General features: G+C 70.5%; 28 protein-coding genes and 1 tRNA gene. 17 read left to right on the forward strand and 12 right to left on the reverse strand.

The window, feature by feature from the left end:
• The first annotated feature begins 43 nt into the window (after positions 1–43).
• Together Acy02nite_RS09120 and Acy02nite_RS09125 are read left to right on the forward strand one after the other, a co-directional pair.
• Entirely contained in the window at positions 44–580 is a 537-nt protein-coding gene (locus Acy02nite_RS09120) for an NADH-quinone oxidoreductase subunit B (protein ID WP_203739405.1), read from the forward strand.
• A gap of 10 nt (positions 581–590) precedes the next feature.
• Positions 591–1892 (forward strand): DUF2252 domain-containing protein, encoded by a 1302-nt coding sequence (locus Acy02nite_RS09125; protein ID WP_203739406.1) that lies wholly within the window; start codon positions 591–593, stop codon positions 1890–1892.
• 4 nt (positions 1893–1896) lie between these two features.
• Here the strand turns inward: Acy02nite_RS09125 and Acy02nite_RS09130 are convergent, their stop codons facing one another.
• Both Acy02nite_RS09130 and Acy02nite_RS09135 read right to left on the reverse strand, forming a co-directional pair.
• Entirely contained in the window at positions 1897–2808 is a 912-nt protein-coding gene (locus Acy02nite_RS09130; protein WP_203739407.1) for a hypothetical protein, read from the reverse strand.
• Positions 2805–3350 carry an RNA polymerase sigma factor gene (locus tag Acy02nite_RS09135; RefSeq protein ID WP_425548157.1) on the reverse strand — a complete coding sequence of 182 codons (546 nt, stop codon included), beginning with the start codon at positions 3348–3350 and terminating at the stop codon, positions 2805–2807. Before Acy02nite_RS09135 ends, Acy02nite_RS09130 begins: the two co-directional genes overlap by 4 nt.
• Before the next feature lie 63 nt (positions 3351–3413).
• Between Acy02nite_RS09135 and Acy02nite_RS09140 the strand changes: the two genes are divergently transcribed.
• Positions 3414–4151 carry an NADH-quinone oxidoreductase subunit C gene (locus Acy02nite_RS09140; RefSeq protein ID WP_239174501.1) on the forward strand — a complete coding sequence of 246 codons (738 nt, stop codon included), beginning with the start codon at positions 3414–3416 and terminating at the stop codon, positions 4149–4151.
• Positions 4151–5110, forward strand: a complete 960-nt coding sequence (locus tag Acy02nite_RS09145) for a complex I subunit 1/NuoH family protein (RefSeq protein ID WP_203739408.1) — start codon at positions 4151–4153, stop codon at positions 5108–5110. The genes Acy02nite_RS09140 and Acy02nite_RS09145 overlap by 1 nt, the downstream gene beginning before the upstream one ends.
• Here the strand turns inward: Acy02nite_RS09145 and Acy02nite_RS09150 are convergent, their stop codons facing one another.
• Positions 5111–5674 carry a Uma2 family endonuclease gene (locus Acy02nite_RS09150; protein WP_203739409.1) on the reverse strand — a complete coding sequence of 188 codons (564 nt, stop codon included), beginning with the start codon at positions 5672–5674 and terminating at the stop codon, positions 5111–5113.
• Between the two features lie 176 nt (positions 5675–5850).
• Here Acy02nite_RS09150 and Acy02nite_RS09155 point away from each other — a divergent pair, with 176 nt between their 5' ends.
• Genes Acy02nite_RS09155 through Acy02nite_RS09180 form a run of 6 tightly spaced genes read left to right on the forward strand, consistent with a single transcriptional unit; the run spans position 5851 to position 12204 of the window.
• The gene (locus Acy02nite_RS09155; protein ID WP_425548158.1) at positions 5851–6369 is read left to right on the forward strand and encodes a 4Fe-4S binding protein; all 519 of its coding nucleotides are present in this window, start codon (positions 5851–5853) and stop codon (positions 6367–6369) included.
• Positions 6366–6899 carry an NADH-quinone oxidoreductase subunit J family protein gene (locus Acy02nite_RS09160; RefSeq protein WP_203739411.1) on the forward strand — a complete coding sequence of 178 codons (534 nt, stop codon included), beginning with the start codon at positions 6366–6368 and terminating at the stop codon, positions 6897–6899. Before Acy02nite_RS09155 ends, Acy02nite_RS09160 begins: the two co-directional genes overlap by 4 nt.
• Positions 6899–7261 carry an NADH-quinone oxidoreductase subunit NuoK gene (nuoK, locus tag Acy02nite_RS09165; protein WP_203739412.1) on the forward strand — a complete coding sequence of 121 codons (363 nt, stop codon included), beginning with the start codon at positions 6899–6901 and terminating at the stop codon, positions 7259–7261. The genes Acy02nite_RS09160 and nuoK overlap by 1 nt, the downstream gene beginning before the upstream one ends.
• Positions 7258–9171, forward strand: a complete 1914-nt coding sequence (locus tag Acy02nite_RS09170) for an NADH-quinone oxidoreductase subunit 5 family protein (protein ID WP_203739413.1) — start codon at positions 7258–7260, stop codon at positions 9169–9171. The genes nuoK and Acy02nite_RS09170 overlap by 4 nt, the downstream gene beginning before the upstream one ends.
• Positions 9171–10733: a complex I subunit 4 family protein gene (locus tag Acy02nite_RS09175; RefSeq protein WP_203739537.1), complete on the forward strand. Its 1563-nt coding sequence runs from the start codon at positions 9171–9173 to the stop codon at positions 10731–10733. Before Acy02nite_RS09170 ends, Acy02nite_RS09175 begins: the two co-directional genes overlap by 1 nt.
• A gap of 28 nt (positions 10734–10761) precedes the next feature.
• Positions 10762–12204, forward strand: a complete 1443-nt coding sequence (locus Acy02nite_RS09180) for an NADH-quinone oxidoreductase subunit N (protein ID WP_203739414.1) — start codon at positions 10762–10764, stop codon at positions 12202–12204.
• A gap of 52 nt (positions 12205–12256) precedes the next feature.
• Here the strand turns inward: Acy02nite_RS09180 and Acy02nite_RS09185 are convergent, their stop codons facing one another.
• From Acy02nite_RS09185 to Acy02nite_RS09215, 7 genes are all read right to left on the reverse strand, one after another.
• Positions 12257–12559 carry a GNAT family N-acetyltransferase gene (locus Acy02nite_RS09185; protein ID WP_203739415.1) on the reverse strand — a complete coding sequence of 101 codons (303 nt, stop codon included), beginning with the start codon at positions 12557–12559 and terminating at the stop codon, positions 12257–12259.
• A 21-nt stretch (positions 12560–12580) separates the two neighbouring features.
• Positions 12581–13237: an MOSC domain-containing protein gene (locus Acy02nite_RS09190; RefSeq protein WP_425548159.1), complete on the reverse strand. Its 657-nt coding sequence runs from the start codon at positions 13235–13237 to the stop codon at positions 12581–12583.
• A complete protein-coding gene (locus Acy02nite_RS09195) occupies positions 13234–14055 on the reverse strand; it encodes a GNAT family N-acetyltransferase (RefSeq protein WP_203739416.1) in 822 nt (273 codons plus the stop codon). The genes Acy02nite_RS09190 and Acy02nite_RS09195 overlap by 4 nt, the downstream gene beginning before the upstream one ends.
• 19 nt (positions 14056–14074) lie before the next feature.
• The gene (locus Acy02nite_RS09200; protein ID WP_203739417.1) at positions 14075–15082 is read right to left on the reverse strand and encodes an LLM class flavin-dependent oxidoreductase; all 1008 of its coding nucleotides are present in this window, start codon (positions 15080–15082) and stop codon (positions 14075–14077) included.
• Positions 15079–15645, reverse strand: a complete 567-nt coding sequence (locus Acy02nite_RS09205) for a TetR family transcriptional regulator (protein ID WP_264653251.1) — start codon at positions 15643–15645, stop codon at positions 15079–15081. Before Acy02nite_RS09205 ends, Acy02nite_RS09200 begins: the two co-directional genes overlap by 4 nt.
• 91 nt (positions 15646–15736) lie before the next feature.
• Positions 15737–16213, reverse strand: a complete 477-nt coding sequence (locus Acy02nite_RS09210) for a DUF1707 SHOCT-like domain-containing protein (RefSeq protein WP_203739419.1) — start codon at positions 16211–16213, stop codon at positions 15737–15739.
• 57 nt (positions 16214–16270) lie between these two features.
• On the reverse strand, positions 16271–16714 hold the full coding sequence (locus tag Acy02nite_RS09215; RefSeq protein WP_203739420.1) for a DUF4396 domain-containing protein: 444 nt from the start codon (positions 16712–16714) through the stop codon (positions 16271–16273).
• Between the two features lie 166 nt (positions 16715–16880).
• Here Acy02nite_RS09215 and htpX point away from each other — a divergent pair, with 166 nt between their 5' ends.
• A complete protein-coding gene (gene htpX, locus Acy02nite_RS09220; RefSeq protein ID WP_203739421.1) occupies positions 16881–17786 on the forward strand; it encodes a zinc metalloprotease HtpX in 906 nt (301 codons plus the stop codon).
• Positions 17787–17966: 180 nt separating this feature from the next.
• Positions 17967–19211, forward strand: a complete 1245-nt coding sequence (locus tag Acy02nite_RS09225; protein ID WP_203739422.1) for an MFS transporter — start codon at positions 17967–17969, stop codon at positions 19209–19211.
• 233 nt (positions 19212–19444) lie between these two features.
• Here the strand turns inward: Acy02nite_RS09225 and Acy02nite_RS09230 are convergent.
• Positions 19445–19525 (reverse strand) — tRNA-Tyr (locus Acy02nite_RS09230).
• Positions 19526–19671: 146 nt separating this feature from the next.
• Here Acy02nite_RS09230 and Acy02nite_RS09235 point away from each other — a divergent pair.
• From Acy02nite_RS09235 to Acy02nite_RS09250, 4 genes are all read left to right on the forward strand, one after another.
• The gene (locus Acy02nite_RS09235) at positions 19672–20163 is read left to right on the forward strand and encodes a YajQ family cyclic di-GMP-binding protein (RefSeq protein ID WP_203739423.1); all 492 of its coding nucleotides are present in this window, start codon (positions 19672–19674) and stop codon (positions 20161–20163) included.
• A gap of 39 nt (positions 20164–20202) precedes the next feature.
• Positions 20203–20496, forward strand: a complete 294-nt coding sequence (locus Acy02nite_RS09240) for a hypothetical protein (protein ID WP_203739424.1) — start codon at positions 20203–20205, stop codon at positions 20494–20496.
• Positions 20497–20636: 140 nt separating this feature from the next.
• Positions 20637–21269: a LysE family translocator gene (locus Acy02nite_RS09245; RefSeq protein ID WP_239174504.1), complete on the forward strand. Its 633-nt coding sequence runs from the start codon at positions 20637–20639 to the stop codon at positions 21267–21269.
• Positions 21270–21282: 13 nt separating this feature from the next.
• Entirely contained in the window at positions 21283–22092 is an 810-nt protein-coding gene (locus Acy02nite_RS09250) for a sulfurtransferase (RefSeq protein ID WP_203739425.1), read from the forward strand.
• Positions 22093–22096: 4 nt separating this feature from the next.
• Here the strand turns inward: Acy02nite_RS09250 and Acy02nite_RS09255 are convergent, their stop codons facing one another.
• Complete coding sequence (locus Acy02nite_RS09255; RefSeq protein ID WP_203739426.1) at positions 22097–22462, reverse strand: hypothetical protein; 366 nt, start codon at positions 22460–22462, stop codon at positions 22097–22099.
• A 448-nt stretch (positions 22463–22910) separates the two neighbouring features.
• Here Acy02nite_RS09255 and Acy02nite_RS09260 point away from each other — a divergent pair, with 448 nt between their 5' ends.
• On the forward strand, positions 22911–25439 hold the full coding sequence (locus tag Acy02nite_RS09260) for a putative bifunctional diguanylate cyclase/phosphodiesterase (protein ID WP_203739427.1): 2529 nt from the start codon (positions 22911–22913) through the stop codon (positions 25437–25439).
• Positions 25440–25478 lie beyond the last annotated feature (39 nt).

Here is a 25478-nt window from a genome sequence, read left to right on the forward strand (position 1 = left end):
ATGAGTCCGACCGAGCAGAATGCGGATGCAGTAGGTTGACGAAATGGCCCTACCTGGAGTGCTCGGTGAACCCATCCGGTTCGTGCTGAACTGGGGCCGCCGCTACTCATTGTGGGTGTTCAACTTCGGCCTGGCCTGCTGCGCGATCGAGTTCATCGCGTCGAGCATGAGCCGGCACGACTTCATGCGGCTCGGGGTGATCCCGTTCGCGCACGGCCCGCGCCAGGCCGACCTGATGGTGGTCTCCGGCACGGTCACCGACAAGATGGCCCCGGCCATCAAGCGCCTCTACGACCAGATGCCCGAGCCGAAGTACGTCATCTCGTTCGGCTCCTGCTCGAACTGCGGCGGGCCGTACTGGGACTCGTACTCGGTCACCAAGGGCGTGGACCAGATCATCCCGGTCGACGTCTACGTCCCGGGCTGCCCGCCCCGTCCCGAGGCCCTGCTCCACGGCATCCTGCGGCTGCAGGAGAAGATCGCCGCCGAGCAGTCCGGCCCCGGCGGCGTCGCCCGCCCCGACCCGCTGGCGAAGGACGCTGCCGCGTTAACCGCTCCCGTGGTGGCCCGCCCCCACTAGCGTGATCGGCATGAGCCAAGCGTCTCGTGCCGATGTGATCGTCGAGGTGCTCGCCCGGGAGTTCGGGGAGCTGATGGCGATCGATCCTGCGGCGTTCCGTCGCAAGTTCCGGAAGATGGCGGCGTCGCCGTTCGCGTTCTACCGGGGCAGCGCCTCCCTGTTCTACGCCGACCAGGTCGGCGACTACCGCGACGACAACTATCTCGACGAGCGGACCAGCCGGGTCTGGATCCACGGCGATCTGCACGCCGAGAACTTCGGGACGTACATGAGCTCGTCGGGGCGGCTGGTCTTCAACGTCAACGACTTCGACGAGGCGTACGTCGGGCCCTTCTCCTGGGATCTGAAACGCTTCTCGGCGAGCGTCGCGCTGATCGGCTACTCCAAGGCCCTGTCCGACGACAACATCACGACGCTGGTGACCACGTTCGCGCAGTCGTATCTGACCGAGCTGCGGGCGATCGCGCACGGCGGTGACGACGCGATCGGCTCGATCACGCTGGAGAACGCGGACGGCGTGCTGCGCCGGGTGTTGCAGCAGGCGCGGCTGAACACGCGGGTGGACCTGCTGAACAGGCAGACGACCGTCGACGACTACGAGCGCCGGTTCTCGCTGGGCGACGGTGTCTACGACGTCGACGACGACACCGCCGCGCGGGTGACGCAGGCGTTCGAGCGCTACCTGGACACGCTGCCGGAGGCGGGGCGGCCGATCTCCACGCACATCAAGGACATCAAGCTGCGCAAGGGCGTGGGGATCGGGTCGGCCGGGCTGCCGTCCTACAACCTGCTGCTGGAGGGCCACACCGAGGCGCTCGAGAACGACGTGATCATCTACATGAAGCAGGCGCAGACCCCGGCCGTGGCGCGCTGGGTCGACGACGAGCGGGTCAGGGCGTACTTCAAGCATCAGGGTCACCGCACCGCGGAGTCGCAGCGGGCGCTGCAGGCGCACGCCGACCCGTGGCTGGGCTTCACCGAGCTGAACGGGGTCGGTCAGCTCGTGGCCGAGGTGTCGCCCTACGCCGCGGACCTGGACTGGTCGGACGTCAACGAGCCGGAGAAGCTCGCCGGGGTGATCGCCGACCTGGGCCGCGCGGTGGCCCGGATGCACTCGGTCGCCGACGACGAGTCGAGCCACGACCTGGTCGACTTCTCCACCGAGGAGGCGATCGTCGCGGTCGTCGACAAGGACGAGGCGGGCTTCGTGCGGCACCTGGTCGAGTTCGCGCACAAGTACGGTGACCAGGCCCGCGAGGACCACCAGGACTTCGTCGACGTCTTCCGCAACGGCCGCATCCCCGGCCTGTGACAGGTCAGCGGCGATCCCAGCGCCAGGCCACCGCGGCCTGGTTCTCCGCGTAGGGCGACGGCGTCACCATGACGGTCCCGATCGTCCCGGCGGGCAGGGTGACGTCGAATCCGGTGGCTTTCCCGTCACAATCCTTCTGGTAGCTCTTGATCACGCGGGTCATGTCCGAGTTGCCGATCTTGACCTTCACCCAGCCCTCACCGGCGCAGCTGAACGTGAACGTGTACTTCCCGGCTTTGATCCGCTCGTCCCGGACGTCGAGGTCGGCGGCGAGGAAGCCGCCACCACTGCCGAACTCGTCGCTGCTCCCGACCACGGCATCGGCGTCGTACATCAACTGTTTCTGATCGTCCTCGGACAACTGCATCGAGTAGGCCAGCGCGTAACGACCCCGGGCCGTCGCGTCCGGAGTGGCATCCAGGGTGATCTCGGGATCAGCCGCGGTCAGGGTCATGGTCAGGTGCACAGGGGCCGGCTTCGGACCGCACTGCAGCGTCCACTTGTTGCCGGACACGTTCACGGCCACGTTGCCCGCCTCGCCGCCGCAGGCCATGACGATCTCGTAGGTTCCGGGCACGCGTTTGAGCGTGATCACGCGGCCGGCGGGCGCGGTGGCGGTGCCGCCGTACCGGTCGCCGTCGTGCAGCCCGATCTGGGTGGCCGCGCTCTTCGCCAGGACGTCCAGTTCCGCCTGAGGCAGCGGCGCCGCCGCGGGCGCCGGCTGCCGGAGATGCGACGGGGCGCCGAAGCCGATCCCGGCCGCGACGACCACGGCCAGCCCCGCGCCGGCCATCGCGGTCCGCCGGATCCGGCGGCTACGGACGGTGCCGCGGGCGGCGGCCGAGCCGGGCGGGACGATCCGCGGCATCGTGTCGGCGCGCAGGTCCTCGAAAAGGCGCTCGATCTGATCGGTCATCGCGGGCCTCCGGTGTGCTCGGGCAGGTTCAGGCGGGCGGCCAGCGCGGCGCGACCGCGGTGCAGCCAGGACTTCACGGTCCCCTCGGCGACCCCTTCGCGGTCGGCCACCTCGGCGATCGGCATGTCGGCCAGGTAGTGCAGGACCAGCGCGCGGCGATGGTTGTCCGGCAGCTCGGCCAGCGCGGCGACCAGCGCCACCCGGTCCGGGCTCGGCCCGTCGGCGTGCAACTCGACCGGGGACTGCCGGTGCAGGAAGCCGAGCGCGGTCCGGGCGCGGCGCCAGCGGCTCACCGCCAGATTCCAGGCGACCCGGCGGATCCAGGCGACCGGATCGTCGTACCGGGAGACTTTCCGCCATCGGGCCAAGGCCCGGCAGAAGGCTTCCTGTACGACGTCCTGCGCCTCCTGCCGATCGCCGAAGTAGGCGTACAACTGCACGGTCAGGTCCGCGTAGTGGGCGGCGTACACCTCGTCGAACGTCGGTGGATCGGGGTGCACGGCGCTCGGCGGCTCCGATCGGTGCTCGGCAATGACTGTCACGGCGACTACACGCCCGTGCCCGGCGGCAGGTTGCACTCCGATCCTGGCCCATAGGATGACGCCATGACGCCGGAAGAGGTCGGAGAGCGACTGGTCCACCTGATGGCCACCGACGATCCCGCCCTGGGCGCCGTCACCGCCGAGGTGTCCGGCGGTGGTCCAGGTCACGCCCGGGCGGTGGTCGACGTGCCGGTCGCCCGCTGGTGGCACGCGGCCGAGATCGCGCGGGACCCCGGCGCGCTGAGTTGCGACTTCTTCGACTGGGTCTCCGCGGTCGACGAGCTCGACGGCGGGTTCGCGGTGATCGCCCACCTCTGGTCCACCCGGCGCCGGCACGGCGTGCTGTTGCGCACCCGGGTGCCGCGCGTGGACCCCGAGGTGGAGTCCCTGGTGGATCTCTATCCGGGCGCCGCGTGGCACGAGCGGGAGACGTACGAGATGTTCGGCATCGTCTTCGCCCGCCATCCCGACCTGCGGCCGCTGCTGCTGCCGCCGGAGTTCGAGGGGCATCCGCTGCGCAAGGAGTTCGTGCTGGCCGCGCGGGTGGCGAAGCCGTGGCCCGGCGCCAAGGAGCCGGGGGAGTCCGAGGCGGGGACCGCGAAGCGCGCGCCGATGCGCCCGCCCGGGGTGCCCGACCCGAACGAGTGGGGCCCGATGAAGGGCAAGATCCCGCCGCCAGAGACCCCGGTCCGCCCGGCTCGCCCGGTTCGTCCCGCGGGGGAGCGCCCGGCGCGCCCGCCCCGCGTAACACCGGCCGAGGTGAAGCCGGCCGAAGAAACGGCTGAGGGGGAGGGCAACTGATGCCGCTGTGGCTGGACCTCCTCGTCCGCGTCGTCGCCGTCATGGTCGCCTTCCTGGTGCTGCCGCTCGTCGTCGGCCAGGCCGAGCACAAGGTCATGGCCCACATGCAGGGGCGCGTCGGGCCGATGTACGCCGGCGCCTTCCACGGCTGGGCGCAGCTCGTCGCGGACGGGGTCAAGTTCGTACAGAAGGAAGATGTTCATCCCGACGGCTCGGACCGCACCGTTTTCCGGCTCGCTCCGATCGTCGCCCTGTTCCCGTACCTGATCGTCATCCTGACGATTCCGCTGGGCCCGAACGGCCTGGTCGCGCAGCGTCTCGACATCGGCCTGTTCCTGGTCCTGGCGATCCTGGGTTTCGGCGTGGTCGCGGTGCTGATGTCGGCCTGGGCCTCGGCGAACAAGTACAGCCTGCTCGGCGGCCTGCGCGGCGCCGCCCAGCTGCTCGGTTACGAGCTTCCGCTGGTGCTGGCCGCGGCCAGCGTCGCGATGGCGGCCGGCACGCTGAGCCTGCCCGGCATCGTCGAGGCGTGGAAGCCGTGGTGGCTGATCTGGCAGGCCCCGGCCGGCCTGGTCTTCTTCATCGCCGGCCTGGCCGAGATCCGGCGCCCGCCGTTCGACATGCCGATCGCGGATTCGGAGCTGGTCTTCGGCTACATGACCGAGTACACCGGCCTGCGGTTCGCGTTCTTCCTGCTGGCGGAGTACGTCGGGATCATCGTCATCGCCGGCCTGACCACGGTCCTGTTCCTGGGCGGCTGGCACGGCCCGTTCGCCGATCAGCTCGGCTGGCTGTGGACGCTGCTGAAGGTCTTCGCCGTGTCCTTCGTGATCATCTGGTTCCGGGTGACGTATCCGCGGCTGCGCGAGGACCAGCTCCAGCGCCTCTGCTGGCTGATCCTGGTCCCGGTCTCCCTGGCCCAGCTCGTGCTCACCGTGGCCGTGAAGTCCCTGCTCTGATCAGAGGGCGCGCGGACGCAGGCGGGCGATGGGGATCCCGATGTCCCATGGCTCGTTCAGCTCGATCGTTTCGGTGAACGTCTCCACGGGCTTGTAGACCTCTTCGCCGGGTATCAGCCTGTGCGCGTGCACCGTCACGCCGCCACTCTGTTCAACCAGCCAGTAGAACGGGATCCCCGCCTTCGCGTACAGCGCGGGCTTCAAAACCCGATCGATGCTCTGCGAGCCAGGGGACACGATCTCGACGGCGAGCACGACCTCATCCGCGAAGAACTTCCCGTTCCTACGGGCCGCCTCGGCTGTCGTCACGAGCACATCCGGGATGAAGAGCCGCTGCGTCGAGAGAACGACGTCATTGGCCTGGCTGACGTACAGGTGCTCCGGACAGCTCTCTTCCAGGGCCACCAGAAGGCGGGCGGCGAGAACCTGATGGGTCGGCGCCGGGGAGGGGGTCACGTGCAGAACTCCATCGATCAGCTCACGCCGCGCGCCGTCCTCGGGAAGCGCGTCGAGATCGTCAACCGTCCAACCGTCTGTTGGCGTGTCGCTCAAGTGGGCGAACATTCGGGCCTCCACAGCGGGCTCGCTCTCCCGTCCGTCAACTCTACCGGAAGATCAGGCAGGGGCGAGGTCGCGTCACCCGTCCGAAGCGGGCAGGATATGCCCTTGTGACTGATGACGGGGAGCGGAGCATGCCCGGCAAGGGCTTGATCAATGGCCTTGCCGTCACGCTCAAAACGATGATCAAGCCGACCATCACCCAGCAGTATCCCGATGTCGAGCCCGAGCTGCCCCCGCGCTCGCGCGGCGTGATCGCGCTGCTCGAGGAGAACTGCACGGTCTGCATGCTCTGCGCCCGGGAGTGCCCGGACTGGTGCATCTACATCGACTCGCACAAGGAGGAGGTCGTCGTCCCGGGCGCCGCACGGGCCCGCCAGCGCAACGTGCTGGACAAGTTCGACATCGACTTCTCCCTCTGCATGTACTGCGGGATCTGCATCGAGGTCTGCCCGTTCGACGCCCTGCACTGGACCCCCGAGTTCGAGTACGCGGAGACCGACGTCCTCTCCCTGCTGCACGACAAGGACCGGCTCGGCGAGTGGATGCGCACGGTTCCGCCGCCCCCGGCCCACGACGTGCTCGGCGAGCCCTCCAAGGAGGAGGCGACCGCCGCGCGCAAGGCCGCCGGTCCCGGTGCGGCGACCGCCGCCAAAACGGCAAGGCCCGCTGCCGTACGGCGTGAGCAGGCCCCGGAGTGACCATCGCGGATGTGCTGCTGCTCGCCCTCGGCGCCGTCGCCGTCGGTGCCGGCGCCCTCGTCGTGACCAGCACCCACCTGGTCCGCTCCGGCCTCTACCTGGTGATCAGCCTGGGTGCGATCGCCGGGCTGTACCTGGTTCTCGGCGCGGAGCTCGTCGCCTGGGTGCAGATCCTGGTCTACGTCGGCGCGGTGGTCGTGCTGCTGCTGTTCGCGGTGATGCTGACCCGCGCCCCGATCGGCCCGAGCCCCGACCTGGACCGTCCGATCGGCCCGTCCGCCCTGATCGGTGCCGGGGTCGGGCTGGGCCTGGCCGCGCTCTTCGCCGACGCGTTCCGCTGGATCGAGTTCCCGCGGGGCGACCCGGGCACCGCCGAGCGGGTCGGCGAGCAGATCTTCGGCACCTGGGTGCTGCCGTTCGAGGTGCTCTCGATCCTGCTGCTGTCCGCCCTGGTCGGAGCGATCGTGCTGTCCCGCCCGGACATCGGCCGGCAGCCCGCGCCTCCCGCCGAGGAGGAGGTGCCGGTCTGATGCACGTGACCATTGCGTACGTGATCGCCGCCGCCCTCTTCGGCCTGGGCGTCTACGGCGTCGTCCGCCGCCGCAACGCGATCCTGGCCCTGATGGCGGTCGAGCTGATGCTCAACGCCGTGAACCTGGTCCTGGTCACCGCCGACGTGTCGCTGCGCTCGGCGTTGCGGGGCGTCCCGGGCGAGGCGTGGGCCAATCCGAGCTCGCAGCCCGGCTCGGGCGGTGTCTTCGCGCTGTTCGTGATCGTGCTGGCCGCCGCCGAGGTGGGGGTGGGCCTGGCGATCATCCTGCAGTTCTACCGGATGCGCGGGGCGGTCGCGCTCGACGAGGTGCCGCTCGACCAGGAACGGGTGAGCGAGTGAACGCCCGCGTGGCCGTGGGGCTGCTCCCCGCCGTACCGCTGCTGCTGGGTCTGCTCGGTCTTGCCCTTCCTCCGGGTGACGGCGGGCCGCGCCGGGTCGCCGCCGCGCTCGGCATCACCGGCGCGGCGCTCGCGCTGATCGACGCGATCGTGCTGCTCGCGGTCGTGACGAGTCGTGGTGAGCCGCTCGCGGCGAGCACCCGCTGGGTGAGCTTCGGCGACCTGGAGATCACGCTCGGGTTCTCGGCCGGCGCCGCCGCGTTCTACGTCGCGCTCGCCGTCTGCGCGGTGGCCCTGTGCGTCCAGGTCTACTCGGTGACCTACCTGCACGACGATCCGCGCTATGCGCCCTACGCGGCCCAGGTCAGCCTCTTCACCGGCGCGATGCTCCTGGTCGTGACGTCCGGCGACCTGATCGGCCTGCTGATCGGGTGGGAGGTGATGGGCGCCTGCTCGTACCTTCTGATCGGTCATGACCGCCGGCTGCCCGAGGCGCCGGCCGCCGCGGTGAAGGCGTTCCTGGTCACCCGGGTGGGTGACGTCGGTTTCCTGCTCGGCATCGCGGTGCTGATCGCCGACGCCGGCACGTCGCGGATCAGCGACGTCCTCGCCCACGACTACTCCAGCGGCACCCTGACCGCCGCGTTGCTGCTGCTCCTGGCCGGGGTCGCCGGCAAGAGCGCGCAGTTCCCGCTGCACACCTGGCTGCCGGACGCGATGGCCGGCCCCACCCCGATCTCCGCGCTGATCCACGCCGCGACGATGGTCGCGGCCGGGGTCTACGTCGTCTTCCGCACGTTCCCGCTCTTCCAGCGGTCCCCGGCCGCCCTCGCGGTCCTCGCCGTGATGGCGTCGATCACGATCCTGCTCGGCGCGCTGTCCGCGACCGCCCAGGACGACCTGAAGCGCGTGCTCGCCTGGTCCACGGTCTCGCAGATCGGCTACATGACCGGCGCGCTGGCTGTCGGCTCGCCCGCCGCCGCGCTGTTCCACCTGCTCACCCACGCCGCGTTCAAGGCGCTGCTGTTCCTCGCCGCGGGCGCGGTGATCCACACGGTCGGCACCAACCACCTGTCCCGGATGGGCGGGCTGCGCGAGCACATGCCGGTCACGTTCTGGTCGTTCGTGGTCGGCCTCGGCGCGCTCGCCGGCGTGCCGCCGCTGGCCGGCTTCTGGTCGAAGGAGAACGTGCTGACCGCCGCCGCGCACGCCACCGACGGCGGCGAGCCGGTGCCGGTCTGGGCCGCCTGGCTCGTCTGGGTCTCCGCGCTGCTCGCGGTCGGCGTGACGGCGTGGTATGCGACGCGGCTGCTGCTCAGGGCATTCTTCGGCCCTTCGCGGCAGCACGGGCCGGACGGGCCGGATTGGGAGATCGGCTTCGATGACGCGCGCTATCACGTGCCGGCCGTCCCGCACGACCCGCCGGGCCTGATGCGCTGGCCGATCATGCTGCTCGCGATCCCGGCCGCGCTACTCGGCCTGGCCGCGTTCGCCCCCGGTTTCCGGCACGCGCTGGAGCTGGAGGACCCGCACTTGGGCGTCGCGATCCTGCTGCCGTTGCTGCTGCTCGCGGCCGGCGCCGGGACGGCCTGGTGGCTGTGGTGGGCGGTGCCCGGCGTCGACCCGGTCCTCGCGCTGGGCCGGGCCGGGCCGCTGTTCGCTTCCGGCTTCCATCTGGACCACATTCAAAGCCTGCTTGTCGTACGGCCGGTGAAGGCGCTCGCCCGGCTGGCGACAGCCGCGGACGAGCACGTCGTCGACGCCACCGTCGAGGGCACCGGGAAAGCCACCCGCGGCCTGGGCGGCCTGTTCGCCGACGCGCATCGGGTCGCCCTGCCCGGCGCCGCGGTCCTGGTCCTGTTCGGCGCCCTGATCCTGAGCGTCGTCGCGTGGCTGGGAGCCCTGTCCTGATGAACTACGACTACCTGCTCACCGGGCCCACGTGGACCACCGCGTCCGTCCTGCTCCTGGCCCTGCTCGTGGTGCCCGCGCTGGGTGCCGCCGTGGTCGCCGTGCTGCCGGCCCGGCGTGACCGGCAGGCCCGGATCGTCGCCACCGGCTTCGCCGCCGTCACGTTCGTGCTCTCGCTCGTCCCGTTCTTCGCGGGGGAGCGTGGCCAGGGCTGGGTCGCGTTCGGCGGGCCCCGCGACACCGCGCCACTGACCCCCTGGGTGAACCTGGACCTGCCCTGGGTCCCCGCTCTCGGCCTGCGTTTCCACCTCGGGATCGACGGGATCTCCTACCCGCTGGTGGTGCTCACCGGGCTGCTCACGCTGCTGTGCTGCGCTTACACGGTGCGCAAGGTGCCGAAGGACGGCGGCCCCGGCCGTACGCTCAGCGCGCTTCTCCTGATCCTGGAAGTCGGCGTCCTCGGGACTTTCCTGTCGCTGGACCTGATCCTGTTCTTCGTCTTCTTCGAGGTCGTCCTGCTCCCCATGTACGCCGTGATCGCCGGCTGGGGTGGCAGCGAGCGCCGAGCGGCCGCGCGCAAGTTCGTGCTCTACACGCTCTTCGGCTCGGTCCTGCTGCTGCTCGGCGTGGTCCTGGTCGTCACGAAGGCCGGCACCGGCAACCTGATCGCGCTGACCGGTGCGCCCGGTCTCACCCGCACCACGCAGTACGTCGTGTTCGCCCTGCTCGCTGTCGCGTTCGCGGTGAAGGCGCCGCTCTGGCCGCTGCACACCTGGCTGCCGGACGCGCACACCGAGGCGCCCACCGTCGGCTCGGTGATCCTGGCCGGCGTCCTGCTGAAGATGGGCACCTACGGCCTGATCCGCGTCGGGGTCGGCGTCGCCCCGCTCGGCGCCGAGTGGGCCGCTCCCGCGCTGGGCATCCTCGCCGTGATCGCGATCCTCGCCGGCTCGCTGATCTGCCTGCGCCAGCGCGAGCTGAAACGGCTGATCGCCTACTCCAGCGTCGGTCACATGGGGTTCGTGCTGCTCGGCATCGCCACGCTCACGATCACCGGTCTGCAGGCCGCCCTGCTCGGCAACGTCGCGCACGGCCTGATCACCGGCCTGCTGTTCTTCCTGGCCGGAACGATCAAGGACCGCGCCGGCACGGGCTCGCTGGATCAGCTGAGCGGCCTGCGGGAGACCGCGCCACGGCTGGCCGGTCTCTTCGGTTTCGCCGCGATCGCGTCGCTCGGCCTGCCCGGGCTGGCCGGCTTCTGGGGCGAGGCGTTCGCGGTGGTCGCCGCTGTCCGCCGGGGCGGCCCGTTCTGGCTCACGCTGGCGATCCTCGGGGCCGTGGGCGGTGCGCTGACCGCGGCGTACTTCCTGCGGCTGCTGCGCCGCCTGACGCACGGCCCGACCACGCCGACGGTCCATGCGCTGCGCTCGTCGACGGCGGCCGTCGAGTGGTTCGCCTGGACCCCGCTGATCCTGCTGACCCTGGCCGTCGGCGTGATTCCCGCCCTGGTCCTCGCCGAGACGGCGCTGCCGCTGACCACCCTGCTGGGAGGCCACCCGTGAGCCTGTTCGTTCTCCCCGGGGGTCACCGGTGAGCCAGTCGATCGACCACTTCGCGCTGCTCCCGCTCTACGCGGCGGCCGGCACCGCGATCCTCGCGTTCCTCGCCGACCTGTTCGTCGCCAAGCGCGCCGCGACCGTCGCCGTCACCGCGCTCGGCGCCCTGGCGACCGCGGTCCTGGCCCTGGTGGTGGGCCCGGAGGCGGGCACGTTCTGCACGACCGGCGCGTGCTCCTGGGTCGCGACCTGGCCGGCCGCGGTCACCGCCGCGCTGTTCGCCGCCCTGACCGCCGGTGTCCTGGCCCTCTCGGTTCCCGCGCTGCGCCTGGGCATCGCGCCGGCCGGCGAGTTCTGCTTCCTGCTGGCCTGCTCGATGACCGGCGGCGTCGTCATCGCCTACGCCGGTGACCTGATCACCCTGATCGTCGGCCTGGAGACCCTGACCCTTCCGCTGTACGTCCTGGTCGGCCTCCGCCGATCCGGGCCGGCCGGGCGGGCGGCCGCCGCGTCCGTGACGTTCTTCCTGATCAGCATCGTCTCGACCGCCGTGACCCTGCTGGGCGCCGCGCTGAACTACGCCGCGACGGGCGCCGTCCACCTCGCGCTGCTGCACGCCGCGTCCGGCCCTTTCGCCCCGCTCGCCGGCGTGGGCGTGGCCCTGCTGGTGATCGGCCTGGCCTTCAAGGTCGCCGCGGTCCCGTTGCACGCGTGGGCCCCGGCCACCTACGACGGCGCTCCCCTCCCGATCGCGGCCTACCTGTCCACGGCCTCCAAGCTGGGCGGTGTCCTGGCCCTCGCCGCTGTCGTCTCCCGCGTGGACGCGCGCGCCGTGACGGCGGTCCTGGCCGTCCTGACGATGACCATCGGCAACCTGGTCGCGCTGCGCCAGACCCGGATGGTCCGCCTGCTGGCCTGGTCGTCGATCGCGCAGGCCGGTTACGTCCTGGCGGCGCTGGCGCTCGGGGCCGCGGGTGTCCCGGCCGCCCTGGCGTACGCCGTCCTCTTCATGGTCCTGGAGTTCGTGGCCTTCACCGTCGTGGTGGCCCTGCGCCGCCCGGGCGCCGACGGTGGCGCCCTGCTCGACCACCGCGGGGCCGGCCGTCGCAGTCCCTGGCTGGGCGCCGCGCTGGTGCTGGCCCTGGCCGGGCTGGCCGGACTGCCGCCTGGTCTGGCCGGCCTGTTCGCCAAGCTCTCGGTCGTGAACGTCCTGGTCCAGCAGAACTGGTCCTGGCTCGCCGCGGTCGTGGTCCTGAACGCGGTGATCGCCCTGGCGTACTACGTGCGGGTCGCCGCGTCCCTCTACTCGCTGCCCCCGCGCATCGGCCGCAGCGTCGCCGACCCGGTCCTGGTGGACGCCGCGCTGCACCCCCGGCTGCCGGTCTCCCGGCCGGTCGCCGCAGCCCTGGCCGTATCGGTGACGGTGGCCGTGATCCTGGGTTTCGCCCCGCAGCTGCTGTTCGACGCCCTGACCTGATCCGTGGGCGGCGCTGTTCGGGCTTCTCGGCGAGGCCCTGACCGCGGTCTGCCTACTTGACGCGGCGGGTGTTGCGGGCGACCAGCGATTCGTACTCCGCGTGCTTCTCCAGCCACTCGGAGACGAACGGGCACATCGGGACCACCGTCCGCCCCTTCGCCCGGGCGTCGTCCATCGCGAAGCGCACCAGCGCCGAGCCCACGCCCTGCCGCTCGAAGGCCGGGTCGACCTCGGTGTGCGTGTAGACGACGATCGGCCCGGTCAACTGGTAGGTGAGCACCCCGGCGAGAGCGCCCCCCTCGTCATGAGCCTCGAATCGGCCCTTCTCCGGAACCTCGGTCACCGCGAACTCCATCAGGCCATCAAACCACGGAGATCAGGCGAGGCGTTCCGCCACCTCGGCGAGCATCTTCGGCGGCAGTTCGGGTGCTTCGAGGAGCCGGGCCAGCCGGGTGTGGTCGTGCAGGTAGATCTCGTACGACTCGGCGAGCGTCAGCCCGTGCGCCGGCCGGTCCACCACCGTGATCCGGTCACCGGGGACCAGCGTGCCGGGCGTGACCACCCGCAGGTAGGCGCCGGTCCGGTTCACCGCCGCGAAGCGTTTCACCCAGCGCGGCTCGCCCATCCGGTTCTGGAACGTCAGGCACGGGATCCGGCCGAAGGTCACCTGCAGGACCAGGCCCGAGCCGAACTCCCACTTCTCGCCGATCACGCCGCCGATCAGGTCGAGCCCGGACGTCGTCAGGTTCTCCCCGAACAGTCCCGGCGGCAGGTCACGGCCCAGCGACGCCGCCCACCACGCGTAGTCCTCCACGGCGTACGCGTAGATCGCCTGGTCGTCGCCCCCGTGATGCCGGGTGTCGCCGATATGGTCGCCGACCACTCCGCTGTGCAGGCCGGTCGTCTTGGGCCCGGGAGCGCGCACCGTCACCGGCTCCGTCACGGGTTTCTTGATGATCCCCGTGGTCGGCGCGTCCTTGCCCATGCTGGGCTCCGGCGAACCGACGTTGATCGACTTCGCGATTCCGTTCATGAGAATGCCACCATCGCTCGATCCTCCACCGGGCGATAGCCGAGCCGGTGGTAAAGCGCGTTGCTCGTCGGATTGTTCAGGTCGGTGTAGAGCACGACCTCGTCCGCGCCGTCGTCGAGCGCGGCCCGCGTGGCGGCCGTCGTCGCGCCGGCGGCATAACCACGGCGGCGCAGAGCGGGCGGCGTCCACACGCGCAGAATCCGGATCATGCCGGCCGAAAGACGCGATCGGACCGCCATCGCGACCGGCGCATTCCCATCGATCCAGAGCGTGATGCCGGCATGCGCGAGATGGTCGTCCACGACCGCTGCCACGTCGCCGGTGGGCTCGCCGAGGAACGCCTGGAAGTCGCCCATCCAGCCGATCAGCAGCTCGCGGTCGGCCCCGGTGGCGGGCCGTGCCGAGCCCGGCGGGGCCGGATCCGGCCGGGTCAGCGTGCCGAGACGGTGAAGCCGGGTACGCATCCCCGGCGCGACTTCCCGGTCACCGACGAAGGCGGCGAGATCGCCGTCCACCATGTTGACCCCGGAAACGGCCCGGCCCGCGAGAGCGGAGACGGCCGCGGGCACCGCTTCCGGCGGCAGCGCGCTGAACAGCACGGGATGCGGGGGAGTGTGCAGAAGAACTCCCGCCACCTCGCCGCCCGGCGGCCGCCACCAGCCGAAACAGGGGTCCTCCGGCCCGTACGCGTGTGATCCCCGCGACCGCAGGGTGCCGATCAGCGTGAGGAAGAGGGTGTGCCGGACCGGCGACGATCGAAGAAAGGCGTCCGCGACCGACGCGAACTCCTCCACATCGGACGTGATCTCCCAGGCCATTTCGCCATCCTAGGCGGGGTTACATGCCCCACGCCTTCGCAATTCGCGCGAGGCTGTCCCGCCGCGTCTCCGGGTCGTAGACGGTGCCGGCCAGGATCAGCTCGTTCGCCCCGGTCCGCTCGATCAGGGCGTCCAGCCCCGCGACGACCTCGTCGGCCGTGCCCGCGTACTGCGTTCCCGGCAGCGAGTTCAGCATCTGCAGATCCAGATCGGACAGCTCCCGCTCGGCGGCGGCCTCCGGCGAGATGATCGGCCCGAGCCGCCCGGTGCGCAGGCTCAGCGCCATGATGCGGCTCGGCCCGGCCAGGAACTGCGCCGCCTCGGTCGTCTCCGCCGCGATCACCGACGCGCTGACCATCACGTGCGGCTCCGGGAACCGTGCCGACGGCTTGAACCCCGACCGGTACAACTGCAGGGCGCTGTCCACATCGGAGGCGATCGCGAAGTGGTACGCATAGCAGAACGGCAGGCCCAGGGCGGCCGCGATCTGCGCCCCGTACGTCGACGAGCCCAGAATCCAGACCTCCGGGAACGTCTCCGGAGCCGGCGTCGCGTGCAACCGCCCCGCTTTCCCGGCCGCCCGCTCGTCGCCCAGCAGCCCCAGCACCGTCTGCAGGTGCTCGGGGAACTGCTCCACCGTCAGATACGGCGAAACGCCGCGCAGCGCCGCCGCGGTGGCCTGATCCGTTCCCGGCGCGCGCCCGATCCCCAGGTCGATCCGCTCCGGGTAGAGCGCCTCCAGGAGCGCGAACTGCTCCGCCACGACGAACGGCATGTGGTTGGGCAGCATCACCCCGCCGGACCCCACCTTGATCCGTTTCGTCTGCGCGGCCACGGCCCCGATCAGCACCGGCGGAGTGGTCGAGGCCACCGCCGGCATGTTGTGGTGCTCGGCGACCCAGAAGCGGGAGAACCCCAGCTCATCGGCCGTCTTGGCGATCTCGATCGTGCCGCGCAGCGCATCGGCGCTGCCGTGCCCCTCGCGCACGGTGGCCAGATCCAGGACGGAAAGCGGTACACGGGTCATGATGTCGTCCATTCCGGAGATTGCAGAAGGGTGAAGCCCTCGTCGATCAGCCGATGCAGCCCGGCGATGCCGGTGTCCACGTCCCACCGCGGCAGCACCGTGTTCAGAACGGTCTGCGCGGTGTTGATGAGAAGGTCCAGCTGAAGCTCGGTCGAATCGGCATTGCGTTGCGACGCCCAGGCGCGGACCGCGTCCCAGAACCGGTCGCACACCTTTCGCGAGCAGGCTGCCAATTCCGGCGAGGCGCGCAGCACGAGCCGCTGCCGGATCATCCGTTCCGCGGCCGCCGTCGTATATGCGCGAATCAATTGGTGAAGCGCGGTCCAGAGCGGCTCACCGGCAGGCCGCGCGGCGATCAGCTCGGCCCACAGCAGCGGATCCTCCGGGTCCGGGTCGAACAGCACGGATTCCTTGCCGGCGAAGTAGTTGAAATAGGTCCGCCGGGAGATCCCCGCCTCGGCCACGATGTCGTCCACCGACACCGCGTCGAACCCGCGCTCCGCCATCAGGCCGACGGCCGAGTCCCGGATCTGCCGCCATGTCTCGGGGCTGCGTTGTCGCACCTCTCGACCCTAGCGCGGCGTGCACTGAGTGCAAGTTAGATGTGCTCCACGCCCCAGGAACGACTTCTCCGGGTCCGAACTCCGCCGGCGATCAGTAGCGACGCCGCTGTCGGCGGATCACCTGAACGCCCACCGTGACCGCGGTCAGCGCCGCCCCCGGCACCAGCATCCAGGCCGGCCACGGGTAGACCCAATCGTTGACGGTCGCGCGCACCAGCGCGTAGACCACCAGGTTGACCGCGGCCACCGCGGCCCAGACGGTCCACAGCACCACCATGGCGGTCGGCAGGCGACTCGACTCGCGGCGCGCCTCGGCGGCCCGGCGGGCGTGGATCTCGGCGGCGCTGACCCCGGGGCGCGGCAGGTCCTGCACGATCACGAGAAGCTCGGCGTAGGTGCGCGCCGCGTACGCCGCGGCCACCCGATCGTCGTACTCGTGAAGGGAGAGCCGCCCCTCGTCGAGCGCGCCTTTCAGCTGATCGGCGATCTGCTGCCGGTCGGTGTCGGCCGCCCGCAGGGTCTCGAACTGCTCGGAGCGCCGACCGGGACCGGTGACCTCTTTCGCCATGGCCGAGCTCCCTCGCAGACGCCGGTTCTCGGCGTCAGGCTATCGAAACTTCGCAACTCAGTGGTGATGGTGCTGATGCACCACGGCGTGTCCCTTTCCGCGGGCGATCATCCACCGGTTCACCGGAACGGTCAGCACGAACGCGATCGCCAGCGACCCGGCCAGGCTCGCCCAGAACAGCCAGTCGCCCAGCCCGGCGTCCATCGCGCCGGGGATGGCGAGCAGGCCGGCGTTGTCGATCACCTCCATCGACGCGATCGACACGGTGTCGGCGGCCAGCGCGACCCCGATCGCCTGGCGCAGCGGAACCCCGGCGGCGAGCACCGGCCGCATCGTCAACGCGTATCCGAAGAGGAACGCGAGCGCGACGGAGATCGCGATGGTCGCGGTGTTGTGCCAGCCCAGTGCGGTGCTGATGACCATGCCGAGGACCTCGCCGACGGCGCAGCCGGTCAGGCAGTGCAGCGTGGCGGAAACGGCGGTGCGAGTCAGCGCATTCATGCGGACAGAGTACCCCCGGGGGGTATATGCATCGACAACGTTCCGCGTGTTCCGGGCCACACAGCCGGCGTCGGCACCCCGGCTGTCTGCCCAGCGAACTCACAGCGCGCTCCAGGATGAACACGCAGGGTTCTCGCGTTCTCTGGAGTGCGGGTCACGAGCCCGCATGCTGAAGGAGTCGAACGTGCACAGCCATCACAACGGACTCAAGACGGCCGCCCTCCTCGGGCTGCTCACCGGCCTGATCCTGGCCGTGGGCTACTGGCTCGGCGGCAGCACCGGCCTGGTCATCGCGGTGATCTTCTCGCTGGTCACCAACGCGGTCAGCTACTTCTTCTCGGACAAGATCGCGCTGCGGGCGATGGGCGCCCAGCCGGTCAGCGAGGCCGAGTTCCCGGCTCTGTACCAGATCGTGCGCGAGCTGGCCCACCAGGCGGGGCAGCCGATGCCACGCCTCTACGTCTCCCCGTCGACGCAGCCGAACGCGTTCGCGACCGGCCGTGACCCGGAGCACGCGGCGGTCGCCGTCACGGTCGGCATCACGCGCATCCTCGACACGCGTGAACTGCGCGGCGTCATCGGCCACGAGTTGTCACACGTCTACAACCGGGACATCCTGATCTCCAGCGTGGCGGGCGCGCTCGCCGGGATCATCACGATGTTCGCCCAGCTGGCGATCTTCCTGCCGTTCGGCGGCTCCGACGACGAGGACGGGCCGAACCCGGCGTCCCTGCTGCTCATGCTGATCCTCGGCCCGCTGGCCGCGTCGGTCGTCCAGCTGGCGATCAGCCGCAACCGCGAGTTCCAGGCGGACGCGTCCGGCGCGACACTGACCGGCGACCCGCTGGCCCTCGCCAGCGCGCTGGAGAAGATCCACTACGGCACGCAGCGGGCGCCGTTGCCGGCCGACGGGCAGCTCACCAGTGCGGCGCACTTGATGATCGCCAACCCGTTCCGGAGCGAAGGGATCGCGGCACTGTTCTCGACCCACCCGCCGATGGCCGAGCGGATCCGCCGCCTCCACGAGCAGGCGTCGCTGACCGGTGGCGCCGCCCGGCCGTACCTCCGCTGATCGCTCTTTCTCATCGACGGCCGCGCCGATCGGCGCGGCCGTCCGCCGTGCGGCCGAAGATCACATTCCGATTTCCGGCGTACGCCGTGAGCCGCACGACACCCGTCCCTTCTCTCAGGTTGGCAGCGTTAGGGTCGAAAGCCGATACGCCCGTTACCGAAGACTCTGGGGGACCTGCTCGTGACCGCGTTGCGTCAATACCTTGGCGTGTGGCAGCTCCCGGGCGGACGAACCCTGCTGGCCGTCGGCATCCTGGCCCGGCTCGGCATCGGGATGACCCCGCTCGCCCTGCTCCTGCTCGTCGAGCAGGCCACCGGGCGATACGCGGCGGCCGGTCTCGCGGGCGGCGTCTACGCCCTGGCCGGGGCAGCGCTGAGCCCGGTCGCGGGCCGCTTCGCCGACCGGATCGGCCCGGCGCCGATCCTGCTCGTCACCGCGATCCTGCACCCGCTCGCGCTGGGCGGCCTGCTGCTCGCCAGCCGGGGCGGCGCGGACGCCCTCGTGTGGATCTTCGTGGCGTCGGCCGCGGCCGGTGCGACGTACCCGCCGCTGACCGCCGCGATCCGCCGCGCCTGGAACGACATGACCGCTCCCGGCACCGGCCGGCAGAGTCTGCGGTCCGCCGCGATCGCCGCCGAGACCTCCCTCTTCGAGCTGGTGTTCGTGCTCGGCCCGATGCTGGTCGCCGCGTTCATGGTGGCCACCGGCCGGCCGGCGACCGCGCTCGCCAGCTCCGCCGTCGCAACCCTGATCGGCACCGCGGTCATCGCCCGCCTGCCCGTGATGCGCCGGCGTGGCACCCACCCCGCCGAACACGCCGCGCGCGGCCTCGGCCCCCTGCGGTCCGGCGGCTTCCCGGCGCTGCTGCTCTGCGTCACCGCGCTCGGCGTCGCCTTCGGAGCCGCCGGCGTGATCGTCCCCGCCTACGCCGCACAGCACGGCGGCGGTGAGGCCCTCGGCGGCGTCCTGCTCGGCGTCTGGGGCGTCGGCAGCGCCATCGGCGGCATCTGGTTCGGCACCCGCCGCTGGAGCATCCCGCTGTCCCGCCAGTTCGCCTGGCTGCTCGGCGCCGTCGCGGTCAGCTTCCTGATCCTCGCGCTCATGCCCGGCCCGCTCCACCTCGGCATCGCCCTCGTCCTCGGCGGCGCCACCATCGCCCCGGCCCTGACCGTGGAGAACAACCTGGTCGGCCGCCTGGCCCCGGCCGCCATGCTGAACGAGGCGTACACCTGGATGGTCACCGTCTCCGTCGCCGGAAGCGCCGCCGGCGGCGCCCTGGCCGGCATCATCGTCGACCAGCCCGGCGGCCTCCCCTGGTCGTTCGTCTTCGCCGGCGTCGTCCTCCTGCTGGCCGCCGCGGTCGCCGCCATCCCCGAGGGCTCCATGGCCCGAGCCGACCGCCAGGCCACCCCCGCCGAAGCCTGACCCCGGCCCGAGCCCGGCTATGCGATTCCCGCGGTCGGTAGCCGGGCGCGCCCGTCCCTATGGGATGACCCTTGGGAACTCGGCACGAGCACACCCGCGACCGCCGCTGACGACGTATGGATTCGGGGGAGCGTGTTCCCGTAGAAAGCCGGATCTTGCCGGACTCTCCAGGCCACAACGAGAACAGCCCCGGAGCGCGTTTCCGCAGCTCCTGGGGCTGTTTTGTGTGCTTGTGGCGGGTAGAGGATTCGAACCTCTGTAGCTTTCGCGACGGATTTACAGTCCGCTCCCATTGGCCGCTCGGGCAACCCGCCTGGGCACTAACCGCAGTCTCCCGCGGTTGCGAACAAGAGCATAGCCGTACCGCAGGGCCGTCCCGCAACCGGGTACGGTCGGCATGTCGCGGACCTGTGAGGGCCCATCGGCGACATCGACAAGCATCCAGCCCAGGAGTCTGATCATGGCAGCCAACCCGTCGTTCGACATCGTCAGCAAGGTCGACCGGCAGGAGGTGGACAACGCTTACAACCAGGCGGAGAAGGAGCTGAGCACCCGGTTCGACTTCCGGGGCACGGGCACCGAGCTCGCCAAGTCGGGCGAGGCCTTCACCATCACGTCGGAGACCGAGGAGCGGGCCGTCGCCGCGCTCGACGTCTTCAAGGAGAAGCTGGTGAAGCGGAACATCTCCCTGAAGTCGCTGGACGCGGGGGAGCCCCGGCAGTCCGGCAAGACCTTCAAGATCGATCTCAAGGTGGTCGAGGGGATCGAGACCGACAAGGCGAAGGTGATCAGCAAGAAGATCCGCGACGAGGGCCCGAAGGGTGTGCAGGCGCAGATCCAGGGCGACTCGCTGCGGGTCACCGGCAAGAAGCGCGACGACCTGCAGGCCGTGATCGCCCTGCTCAAGGCCGAGGATTTCGGCGTCGCCCTGCAGTTCACCAATTACCGTTAAAGAGCTGAACACCGTCTGCCCCGGTCGCACACTGGGGCAATGAGTACCGAGGTGCTGGGCGGCCTGGCTGGTCTGGCGCTGTTCATCTTCGGGATGCGGATGCTGGTCCTGGGCCGGGCGCCGGGCATGATCGCGCGCTCGTTCCGGTCGTTGCGGGACGCCGGCTGCTACCACTTGCTCTTCGGCCTCGCACTGCTGATCTATGTGGGCGGCCTGCACCTGCCCGGCGCGATGACCGGGCAGGTGGCCGCAGTGCTCGCGGTGGCCCTGGTCGGTGTGGCCCTGGTCCGTTTCCGCCCGCGCGGCGGCCGGGGCCCGACCCGCAAGGCCTGAACGCCGGCGGCCGGCCCGACCCGCAAGGCGTGAACGCGCACGCCGGCTCGATTCGTGAGGCTTGTGAGAGCCGGCGGCCCGGCGGGTAAGGCGTGAGATCCGGTTGGCCACGGTGCCGGGAACCGGCTATGAACGGGGCCATGGACCTGACCCACGCCGTCCTCTCCTTCGCGGTGCTCGGCGCCCTGCTCACGATCACCCCGGGCCTCGACACCGCCCTGGTGCTCCGTTCCGCGGTGACGATGGGCCGGGGTGCGGCCTTCGCTACTGCCCTGGGCGTCAACACCGGCGCGCTGGTCTGGGGCGCCGCTGCCGCCGTCGGCGTGTCCGCCCTGCTCACCGCGTCGACCACGGCCTACACCGTGCTGCGGGTCGCGGGTGCCGCGTACATGCTCTTTCTCGGCGTACGGATGATGTGGTCCGCTCTGAAGAAGAACGGTCAGGCCGTCGAGCTCGCCGAGCCGGCGGCGCCGACCTGGTGGAGCACGTTCGGCCGGGGCCTGTTGACGAACCTGCTGAATCCGAAGGTCGGCGCGTTCTACCTGGCGGTCCTTCCGCAGTTCATCCCGGCTGACTCGTCGCCGCTCGGGGTCGGGCTGCTGCTCGCTCTGGTGCACGATCTGGAGGCGCTGGTCTGGTTCTCGTTGCTCATTTTCGGGGCGCAGGCCGCGCGTGGTCTCCTGGCCCGCCGTTCGGTGCGGCGTAGCGTCGATGCCGGAACCGGCGCTGTCCTGATCGGGTTCGGACTTCGGCTGGGGCTGTCGAGTCGATAGGAGAGGTGGCGCGATGATCGACCCCGTGGTGGACCTGGACTGGCTGCGGGCCCACGCCGATGACGTGGTCCTCGCCGACGTCCGGTGGTATCTGGACGGGCGGTCGGGGCGTGCCGCGTACGAGAAAGGTCATCTGCCCGGAGCGGTCTTCATCGACGTGGACACCGCGCTGGCCGGTCCGGCGTCGCCGGCCGAGGGCCGCCATCCGCTGCCGGATCCGGAGGTTTTCGCCGCGGCGATGTCCGCCGCCGGCATCGGGGACGCGAGCACCGTCGTTGCCTACGACGACGCGGGCGGCGTCATCGCCGCTCGTCTTGTCTGGTTGCTGCGGGCGGTCGGGCGCGAGGCCGCTCTTCTCGATGGAGGCTTGCCGGCGTACGACGGTGAGCTCACGACCGAGTCCACGCCACCGCCCCCGGCGGTCTTCTCGGTGCGGGAGTGGCCCGCCGAGCGTCTGGCGTCCCTGGATGACGCGGCCGGTGGTGGCCATGTGGTGCTCGACGCCCGTGACGCGCCGCGCTTCCGCGGCGACATCGAGCCGGTCGACCCGCGCGCCGGTCACATCCCGGGTGCCCGCAACGTGCCCTGCCGGGAGAACGTCGCCGCCGACGGTCGCTTCCTGCCGGTCGCGGAGCTGCGCGAGCGCTTCGCCGCGGCGGGCGTTGCCGACGGCGCCGAGGTGATCTCCTACTGCGGCTCGGGTGTGACCGCGTGCCACAACCTGCTCGCGCTCGAGCATGCCGGCCTCGGTCAGGGCAGGCTCTACCCCGGCTCGTGGTCGCAGTACAGCGCCACCGACCGGCCCGCGGCCACCGGCGCCTGACAGCTCAGTCGGGGCGGGCGGTGCGGCTGTTCGCGCTGTCCGCCTCCGGCTCGCGCTGGCGGTTCTGTTCCTCGATCCAGCGCTGATGCGCTTCCCAGGCGGCCTGCTTGCTGGTGCCGAGCGCGGCGCCGATCTGCGTCCAGGAGACGCCGGCCGCGCGTGCCGAACGGACCGTCGCCTGCCGCCCGTACCCCGCCTTGCGGATCACCACCTCGCTGAGCGCCAGCATCTCCAGCGTCTCGGCGGGGGAGAGAGCGGCACTGTCGTTCGGGTTCACGACGGCGAGGGCGTCACGCATCCGGAGGTCGTCGTAACGCCGCGTAGCCGTGATCAGCGTGTGCTGCCGTTCCAGTTGGTCCGGAGTCGTCACGCACCCCAGGGTCGCTGTCAGGTCACCTTGACGTCAAGAGTGCCTGACGTCGATTGGTGAATTGCCCTCATTTGTTCCGTTAAATCGCCCATAAAGCTGCCAATCCCTCAGGGTGGACAGTCAGGTCCGACTCAGCCGTTCGGCCAGGATTCGCCGTTGGGTCGTGGCGACCCGCCCATGAACACTCCCTGTCGCACAAGCGGTGTGGCACCATCATGGAACGCCGGTAAAGCGCCACTCCGAAAGAGGGAGAACCACGATGTTCGCAAGGAAGCTGGGCCGATTGGCAGGCTTGGTCTTCGTGCTTGCCGCGATCGTCGGAGGCTCTGCCGCAAGCGTCGCGAGCACCGCCGACACTTCCGCGGTGAGCTACTCGACTCTCGAATTCGTCTGGGACTGACAAGCTCTTCCTCGGATGCCTGCCAGGACGTGATTGACAAGGAGCGCGATGGCCAGGCGTGCGGATCCCCGGCGACGCTCTGACCAATACGCATGGTTCGTCACAGGTCCGCTGGCCCTCTTCGCCGTCGTCTGCACGACCGCCTTCTGGCTTTCTGAGCCGCGTTGGTACGAAGCGTGGGCCATCGGGCTGCTAATCTTCGCGCTCTACTCGATCGCCGTGCGCGCGGTTTTCCACATCGTGATCCGGCACAGTTCCTTCGCGGTGGTGGTGACCGAGGTCCCGCTGATCCTGGGGCTGTTCTATCTGCCACCGGTGCTGATGATCCTGGTGATCATCGGCGGCCAGCTGGTGATGCATCTGCAGGGCACGTTCACGCCCGTCAAGGTCTGGTTCAACATCGCCCGCGCGACGGCCAGCGTCTGCGCCTCGCTGCTGCTGATCGACTACTTCCGGCCCCTTGTCGCGGCCAGCCCCTCCACCTGGGCCGTCCTCTTCGCCGCGACGCTGATCAACCTGCTCGTGCAGTTGGCCAGCCTGGCCGGCGTGATGGGCCTGGTGCAGGGTCTGCAGGCGGCCCGCAACGTCGTCGGGGCCAGCCTGCCGGGTCTGGTCATTCCCAGCATCAACGTGACCATCGGCCTCCTCTTCCTGATTGCGCTCGAGGTGACCCCGTGGTCGGTGGTCCTCCTGGCGGTCATGGTCGTCGCGCTGGTCTACATGCTCCGGTCCTACGCTGGGTTCTTCCGGCAGCACCGCACCCTCGCCGACGTGTACGAGATCACCCAAGCGGTCCGCAACGAGTCGTCCGACAGCAGCCTCCCGGACGTGCTGCTCGGCCGCGTTCGCAGCCTGATGCGCTCGGAGTACGCGACGCTCTGGCTGGCGCCCCAGGGCCGCTATCCCGAGGTGCTGCTCACCGCGCAGGTCGACAACGAAGGTCTGCTGGATCTGTCACCGGTGCCGGCCGTGGTACGCGACAAGGCGCTCCAGGACCGGGCGCCGGTCGCGGTCGGCGCGCAGTTCCGGGAGACCGAATCGCTGCGTGAGTCGCTCCGCGCCGCCCGGGTGAAGGACACGGTGGTGGTGCCGCTGCGCTCGGGCCAGGCGGTGATCGGCACCCTCGAGGTGGTCAACCGGCTCGGCGAGAGCCGGAGTTTCCGCGAGGCGGATGTGCAGGTTCTGGCGACGATCGCGGTGCACGCCGCGGTCGCCGTGGAGAATTCGCGCCTGGTCGACCGGTTGAGGTACGACGCCTACCACGACCGCCTGACGGCCATGCCGAACCGGCGCCGGATGCTCGACGCCCTGGCCGAGGCGGTGACCGTGCGCGCCGAGGACGAGGTGGTCGCGGTTCTGCTCTTCGACGTCGACGGTCAGCGCAACGTGAACGAGTCGATGGGCCACGCCGCCGGCGACAAACTTCTCGCCGAGGTCGCCGAGCGCCTTCGCGGCATCGCCGGCTCGGGCGCGCTCGTCGGGCGGGTCGGCGGCGACGAGTTCATGGTCACCCTGCGGACCGAGGGCATCGAGGCGACGATCGAGCTGGCCACCCAGATGCGCGAGCAACTGCGCGGCCCGATGGCGGTCGGCTCGCTCACCCTGGACGTGGACACCGCGGTCGGGGTGTCGGTCTATCCCGACCATGGCAGCGATCCGGAGACCCTGCTGCAGAGGGCCGAGCTCGCGGCCAATGCCGCCAAGGTCCTGCCGTACGGGGTTCAGCCGTTCCACCCCGCGCTGGAGTCCCGCGCGGTCCGCCGTCTGGGCATCGCCGCTGACCTGCGCCGCGCGATCGACAGTGACCAGCTCGACGTCTACTTCCAGCCCAAGGTGACCCTGACCGACCGGCACGTGCTCGGCGTCGAGTGCCTGGCGCGCTGGGTGCACCCGACGCACGGCGAGGTCGCCCCGGAGGACTTCGTGGCGGTCGCCGAGCACACCGGTCAGCTGGCCCGGCTCACCGAGGTGGTGCTCACCGCCGGCCTGCGGCACTGCCGGGCCTGGGCGGACGCGGACCGCCCGCTGTCGATAGCGGTCAACCTCTCCGCCCGGACCCTGCTCGACTCCCGCTTCCCGGGCCTGGTCCAGGAGCTGCTGGAGGAATACCGGGTCGATCCCGGCCAGGTGACGTTCGAGATCTCCGAGCCGGGCATGCTCCACGACATCGAGCGGGTCCTGCCCACTCTCTACCGGCTGCGTGACCTCGGGGTCCGGCTGAGCGTCGACGACTTCGGCACCGGCGCCTCCTCCCTCGGCTATCTGCGGCAGTGGCCGGTCCACGAGGTGAAGATCGACGACACGTTCGTCCAGGGGATGGCGACCGACTCCGGTGACCTGGCCATCGTCCGGGCGATCGTGAGCCTGGCCCGTGAGTTCGGCCTCACGGTCGTCGCCGAGGGCGTGGAGAGCGAGCTCACCCTCGAACTGTTGGAGGAGATGGGCTGCGAGATCGGTCAGGGCTACCTGTTCAGCCGGCCTCTGCCGTTCGAACGGCTGGAGGCGTGGCTGAGCGCGCAGACCGAGCCGGAGTCCACCCCGACCGGTGAGGTCCGAAGGCTTCGAGCCGTGGTCTGACCTGCGGTTATGCGTTGTGGGGGATACCGATTTCACCCC

The sequence above is a fragment of the Actinoplanes cyaneus genome (assembly GCF_016862095.1).
Classification (GTDB): Bacteria; Actinomycetota; Actinomycetes; order Mycobacteriales; family Micromonosporaceae; genus Actinoplanes; species Actinoplanes cyaneus.